Source organism: Thiohalophilus sp., from assembly GCF_031581315.1.
Classification (GTDB): Bacteria; Pseudomonadota; Gammaproteobacteria; order UBA6429; family Thiohalophilaceae; genus Thiohalophilus.
Map to the genome: position 1 here is coordinate 1 of NZ_JAVLAZ010000039.1, position 4,020 is coordinate 4,020.

The window sequence follows — 4,020 nt, forward strand, 5'->3', positions numbered from 1 at the left end:
GCGTCACCGGCGGTGATGCCGATGCGCCCCTGCAGGTTGAGCGTCACCTGGCCGGAACGGGCGCTGACCCCGGCATTCAGCATCGGCAACTGGCGGGTTTCCCAGATGAGTTGACTCAACTTGTAATCTGTCGGCCAGCTGGACGGTTGCCCGTAGACCAGCTCGTTGGCCTTGCCCTGTGCCACGCCGGCACTCAGATACGCCTCGGCCTGCCGATCGCGGCTCGTCCAGCTGGCCCGCTCACCGAACAATTGCGCCTGGGCCGGTATAACAATGAGCCCGGCAAACAAACAGACGCCCGCACGGGCATAGAATCGTTGTGAAAACATCCTGTTATTCTCCTCCATGAAAGTGTTAGTAAAGAGAATAACCGAATCGCTAAAGCAGGAAAATAAACTCGTCGGTGTTCAACCAACCTGATCCAGGTGCCGGGCACGAAACTGCACGCCCAGCTCGCTGGCAATTTTCTGACATTCCGGAATATTGACTTCTTCGAGTCCGTCGATGGCCGTGAGGGTCACCTCAATCCCTTGCTGGCTGGCCCGGCGTGCGAAGTTCTGCAGGGCCTGGAAGGCACCATGGCGTTTGGGGCGACAATGGAAATCGTAGAGTTGTTCGTCATGCGCGTTGAGGGAAATGGAAACCGCATCCACCACCTGCGCCATTCGCGGGGTCACATCACAGCCATGGACCAGGTTGGCCAGCCCGTCTGTATTGACACGTATCTTCGCCCCTTGCTGCTTGAGTACCCCGGCAACTTCCAGCAGGAGGTCCAGGCGCAGGGTCGGCTCGCCATAACCGCAAAAGACGATTTCATTATAATCCGCGGGATCCCCGATAGCCGCCAGTATCTGCTCCACGTCAGGCTCATTCTGCAGCCAGAGATTATAGCCCTGCACATCCCAGCTGCCATTGAACTTGGGGCAGAACCGGCAACGCAGGGTACAGTGCCAGGTAATATTCAGATAACAATTACCGTGCAAGCGATAGGCCACTGTCTGCGGCGGCTGTTCCATCACCTGTTTTGTAGTCTGCATCGTGCTTCCGCTCTCCTCTGCCGGGTCAGGTTATCGAGTTTAGCCGGCTGCCGATGTTTCTTTCGTTGACCTGGATCAATTGAGTCCCACGGCTTCTCGAGTAGCCTGCATTGTCCTGATACAACAACCGTCGTTCGAGCCCGGCATGACCCTCAGTGATTACGTCAATACGTTCGGCCAGATGATGCTGACCCGTTATCACGAGCGGGTCCACAAGCTGGCCATCGATGCCGGTTTTACCTGTCCCAATCGTGATGGCACACTGGGTCGCGGTGGCTGCACTTTTTGCAATAATGTCTCCTTCAGTCCCAATAGTCGTCAACCCGATCCGGTTTGCACGCAACTGGAAAGCGGGCGTCGGGTGCTGGCCCGGCGCACCGGCGCAAAAAAGTTTCTTGCCTACTTTCAGGCCTATACCAACACCTACGATGACGTGGCCGTGCTGAAACAGCGTTACGATACGGCCTTGTCGCAACCCGATGTCATCGGCCTGGCCATCGGCACCCGTCCGGACTGCGCGCCCGACAAGGTACTGGATTTATTACAGGACTATCATGATCAGGGCTACGAGATCTGGCTGGAACTGGGTCTGCAGTCGGCGTTCGAACACTCCCTGCAACGGGTCAATCGCGGCCATGGCTTCGGCGAATACCAGACGGCCGTGCGCGCCGCCCGCCAGCGCGGACTACCGGTCTGCACCCATTTGATTCTTGGCCTGCCGGGGGAGTCGCCGCAACATACCCACATCAGCCTCACCCGGGTACTGGATGAAGGTGTCGACGGCCTCAAACTGCATCCCCTGCACGTGGTCAAGGGCACAATGCTGGCCAATCAATGGCGACGTGACGAGTACCGGCCCTGGTCAATGCGTACCTATATCGAGACGGTGGCCGACCTGGTGGAAATGACCCCGGCCGACGTTGTCTATCACCGGCTGACCGGTACCGCGGCCAGCCACATTCTGCTGGCACCCGATTGGTGTAACTGGAAATGGAAGGTCCTCAACGGGATCGAACAGGAACTGGCGCACCGCGGTACCCGTCAGGGACAGCACGCTGCACAGGTGGCCCTGCAATGACGAAACGGATCGAACTGGTTGCGCCGGCCGGCAGCTTTCCGGCATTGCGCAAGGCGGTCGACAGTGGCGCCGATGCGGTCTATTTCGGTTTTCGTGATGCCACCAACGCGCGCAATTTCCCCGGCCTGAACTTCGATAACACGACTGCGGGCGATGCCGTCGCCTATGCGCACCGACACGGTTGCAAGATCATGCTGGCACTCAATACCTATCCGCAGCCCGCGAGCTGGTCCAGCTGGACCCGGGCCGTTGACCGGGCCGCGGAACTGGGTGTTGATGCCCTGATCCTGGCGGATACCGGTCTGCTGCAGTATGCCCATGAACAATATCCTGATCTGCGCCTGCACCTGTCGGTTCAGGGTTCGGCTACGACCCATGAAGCCATTGCCTTCTACCGGGATCAGTTCGCCATCCAGCGTGTCGTGCTACCCCGCGTACTGTCATTCAGCCAGGTCAAACGTATCATCGAGAAAACCGATGTGGAGATTGAGACCTTTGCCTTCGGATCATTGTGTGTCATGGCCGAGGGGCGTTGTTATCTCTCCTCTTACGTCACCGGCGAGTCGCCCAACACCTGTGGCGCCTGCTCGCCGGCGAAGTCCGTGCAGTGGCATGAAACGCCACAGGGTCGCGAGGTGCGACTCAACGGTGTACTGATCGATCGTTATCAATCCGGCGAAAGCGCCGGTTATCCGGTACTGTGCAAGGGCCGTTTCGTAATCGATGACGAACCGGGTTACGCCATCGAGGAACCGACCAGTCTGTCGGTCCTCGACATTTTGCCGCAACTGGTTCGCAGCGGCGTCAGCGCCATCAAGATTGAGGGTCGCCAGCGCAGCCCGGCCTATGTCGGCCAGGTGGTCAGCGTCCTGCGCCAGGCACTGGATGCCGCGCAACAGGATCCCGAGTCCTACCGGGTTCGCGACGCCTGGGTGCAGCAGCTGGACAAACTGGCCGAGGGCAGCACACACACACTCGGCGCACTGGATCGACAATGGCAATGAAACTCGCACTGGGCCCGCTGCTCTACTTCTGGCCCCGCGAGCAGGTCGAAGCGTTCTATCGCCAGGTAGCCGACTGGCCGGTAGATATCGTTTACCTGGGTGAAACCGTGTGCGCCAAGCGACGCGAACTGCGCCTGGATGACTGGCTGCGTATTGCCCGCCAGCTGCGCGAGGCCGGCAAGGAGGTGGTGCTCTCCACCCTCGCCCTGATCGAGGCCGAGTCGGAACTGGCCGGCCTGCGACGCATCGCGCACAATGGCGAATTTTCCATCGAAGCCAACGACATGGCCGCCGTGCAGCAGCTCAAGGGCCAGGCGTATATCGCCGGTCCGCACCTCAACATCTATAACCCGGCCTCCCTCTCCCTGCACCACGGCCTGGGAGCCACTCGCTGGGTGATGCCGGTCGAGTTGTCACAGCAGACCTTGAGACAGATGCAACTCAACAAACCACTGTCAATGCAAACCGAAGTGTTTGTCTTCGGGCGTCTGCCGCTGGCGTTTTCGGCGCGCTGTTTTACCGCCCGCGCCTGCAACCTGCCCAAGGATCATTGCCAGCTGCGTTGCGGTGACTATCCCGACGGTCTGGACATGAAAACCCGGGACCGGGATGCGTTTCTGGTAATTAATGGCATACAGACCCAGTCCGCCACCACCTGCAACCTGGTGAGTGCCATTCCCGCCCTGAGAGAACTGCAAACCGATGTCCTGCGACTCTCGCCCCAGTCGCAACACATGGCCGAGATCGTCGCGCTATTTCATCAGGTGTTGCAGAACAAACTCGATCCCCGCGAAGCCGGGAGCCGGATTAACACGCTGACCTGTGGTTCGCCCGCAAACGGCTACTGGCATGACAGTCCCGGCATGCAGTGGCTCGATAGCCCTTCGGGCTAGGGGCTAGG

Annotated in this window: 5 protein-coding genes; 3 read left to right on the forward strand and 2 right to left on the reverse strand. The window is 59.6% G+C overall.

All coding sequences use genetic code 11. The features are described from left to right. Both RI563_RS07385 and RI563_RS07390 read right to left on the reverse strand, forming a co-directional pair. Positions 1-329: omptin family outer membrane protease (locus RI563_RS07385; RefSeq protein ID WP_310693727.1), on the reverse strand; the 329-nt coding region annotated here is incomplete at its 3' end. 78 nt (positions 330-407) lie between these two features. Next, entirely contained in the window at positions 408-1,037 is a 630-nt protein-coding gene (locus RI563_RS07390) for a TatD family nuclease-associated radical SAM protein (RefSeq protein ID WP_310693728.1), read from the reverse strand. A gap of 145 nt (positions 1,038-1,182) precedes the next feature. Here RI563_RS07390 and RI563_RS07395 point away from each other — a divergent pair, with 145 nt between their 5' ends. Genes RI563_RS07395 through RI563_RS07405 form a run of 3 tightly spaced genes read left to right on the forward strand, consistent with a single transcriptional unit; the run spans position 1,183 to position 4,012 of the window. Further along, positions 1,183-2,115: a TIGR01212 family radical SAM protein gene (locus tag RI563_RS07395; RefSeq protein ID WP_310693729.1), complete on the forward strand. Its 933-nt coding sequence runs from the start codon at positions 1,183-1,185 to the stop codon at positions 2,113-2,115. Further along, on the forward strand, positions 2,112-3,119 hold the full coding sequence (locus tag RI563_RS07400; RefSeq protein ID WP_317622864.1) for a peptidase U32 family protein: 1,008 nt from the start codon (positions 2,112-2,114) through the stop codon (positions 3,117-3,119). Before RI563_RS07395 ends, RI563_RS07400 begins: the two co-directional genes overlap by 4 nt. Next, positions 3,110-4,012 (forward strand): U32 family peptidase, encoded by a 903-nt coding sequence (locus tag RI563_RS07405; RefSeq protein WP_310693730.1) that lies wholly within the window; start codon positions 3,110-3,112, stop codon positions 4,010-4,012. Before RI563_RS07400 ends, RI563_RS07405 begins: the two co-directional genes overlap by 10 nt. Positions 4,013-4,020: the final 8 nt, after the last annotated feature.

Bases quoted from the DNA above. Each gene is read 5' to 3' on its own strand.
- RI563_RS07400 (WP_317622864.1), top strand. From the start codon at position 2,112: ATGACGAAACGGATCGAACTGGTTGCGCCGGCCGGCAGCTTTCCGGCA.
- RI563_RS07395 (WP_310693729.1), top strand. From the start codon at position 1,183: ATGACCCTCAGTGATTACGTCAATACGTTCGGCCAGATGATGCTGACC.
- RI563_RS07390 (WP_310693728.1), bottom strand. From the start codon at position 1,037: ATGCAGACTACAAAACAGGTGATGGAACAGCCGCCGCAGACAGTGGCC.
- RI563_RS07405 (WP_310693730.1), top strand. From the start codon at position 3,110: ATGGCAATGAAACTCGCACTGGGCCCGCTGCTCTACTTCTGGCCCCGC.